Here is a 1,838-nt window from a genome sequence, read left to right on the forward strand (position 1 = left end):
CCTTAGATAGGTATATTGGGTAAGGGTCAAAATACCTATAATTACTAGAAACTCCTAGAGGCATCACAGTTTTCGCTTCTCTATAAAGAGATAGAGATCTTAAAGTACGTCTCTTGTACTCGTCTACTACCATAAGAATCACCGAAAATTAATCACTACGGAGAATATAACATATACATTTCTAAAAACGTGAACAGTATATGAGAGTATTTTACAACTTTTCTCGATGGTCTCAATTCAACCACCCTTATAATATATAATATCCGATAGGGTATATATATTTTCATGAGAGAAGAATGTATTATATAACTTAACTATTTATTTAACCATTTAGAAATATAAATTGACTACATAATAAGAAAATGCTTTTAAAAGCATTTTTAGGACTCGCCCAATATGTTAATTGTCTTTTCTAGGACGTTCAAACCATTGGTCATATCTTGATCTGAGGAGAACTCTTCCTTAGCGTGACTTATCCCTAAATGGGAAGGAATAAAAATCATTCCAACCTTAGAAATTCTAGTCATGTACTGGGCATCGTGACCAGCCCAACTATACATAAACTTATACCTTATATTTAGCTCCTTACATGCTCTTTCTATTGCATTAATGACTTCTTTGTCAAAATCTACACCCTCAGCAGTCCACAAGTGTCTATAACTGACTTCTAACTTTTCTTCATCAGCTATCTCCTTGGCAATATTTATCGCCTCATTAATCGTCTTTTCCCTTTCATTCTTCTCAATACTCCTCACATCTAATGTAAGAGTTGCTACCCTAGGAATAGCGTTATAAACGTTCGGTAAAACATTAATAATACCCACAGTTGCTCTTACACTGTCCCCCTTAGATCTTACCAAGTCTCTAACTCTTGTAGTGAACTTAGAAGCACCAATTAACGCATCTCTTCTCCTGCTCATGGGAGTTGGTCCTGCTTGACTCGACTGTCCCCTAAATGTAAATTCGTATACGCTTAAACCAACTATTCCTAAAGGTATGCCTATTTGATAACCTTCTTCCTCCAATATAGGCCCTTGTTCTATGTGCAACTCTATGTAATATTTAGGCTTATTATATTCAAGTCTATTACTTTTATCTCCCATGAAACCTGAAGTGATTAACGCTTTTTCGAAAGATATTCCGTTCTTATCGGTTCTGGAATAAACAAAATCTCTGCTAAAAACCCCAGTAGTTAAGCCAGAACCTAATAATGAAGGTTGGAATCTAGCTCCTTCTTCATTAGTGAAGTCTATAAGACAAAGAGAATGGTTTAATCTAACCTTATGATCTGTAATCCCTCTCAAAATCTCTAATCCAGCCATTACTCCATAAAATCCGTCAAACCTCCCACCATAAGGTACGGAATCCATATGTGAACCTATTGCTATTAGCTCATCTGACTTACCCTTTACCTTACTAATTATATTACCCCCGTCATCGATATTAATTTCACTCCCAATACTGGACAAGAGCTTAATAACTTCTTCCCTAACCTTAATGTCATACTCATTTAAAGCTATCCTCATTACGCCTTCTTCTGTCCACCCTATGTTTGTCATAGAATGGAAGGTATTTAGAAATCTTTGAGTGTTTATTAAGGTCATAGAAATAACTTTTACTAGGAAATATATATTATTTCTTCTTAGGAAATTAAATTAGTCAACCATCACTAAGTTTTGGGAAAAAGGTACAAGTATATAAGCTTTCGAGATAATATATTGTTGAGATGGGAGAAAGTAGTAAGATACTAACTGCCTCTGATGTTCTCATAGAGGAGGCTGATGATCTATTATCTAAAGGTGATATTACACAAGCATCCGAAAAATATTATAAAGCCG

The 1,838-nt window shown here is 34.9% G+C and carries 2 protein-coding genes; one reads left to right on the forward strand and one right to left on the reverse strand.

Features of this window, described 5'->3' with window-relative positions; genetic code table 11:
• Positions 1 to 380: 380 nt before the first annotated feature.
• Positions 381 to 1,595 carry a Zn-dependent hydrolase gene (locus tag DMP16_RS09525; protein ID WP_069284683.1) on the reverse strand — a complete coding sequence of 405 codons (1,215 nt, stop codon included), beginning with the start codon at positions 1,593 to 1,595 and terminating at the stop codon, positions 381 to 383.
• A 131-nt stretch (positions 1,596 to 1,726) separates the two neighbouring features.
• Here DMP16_RS09525 and DMP16_RS09530 point away from each other — a divergent pair.
• Positions 1,727 to 1,838, forward strand: a 112-nt coding sequence (locus DMP16_RS09530) for a PaREP1 family protein (RefSeq protein ID WP_221929534.1), incomplete at its 3' end; no start/stop codon positions are given.

It is taken from the genome of Sulfolobus sp. B1 (assembly GCF_007050195.1).
Taxonomy (GTDB): domain Archaea; phylum Thermoproteota; class Thermoprotei_A; order Sulfolobales; family Sulfolobaceae; genus Saccharolobus.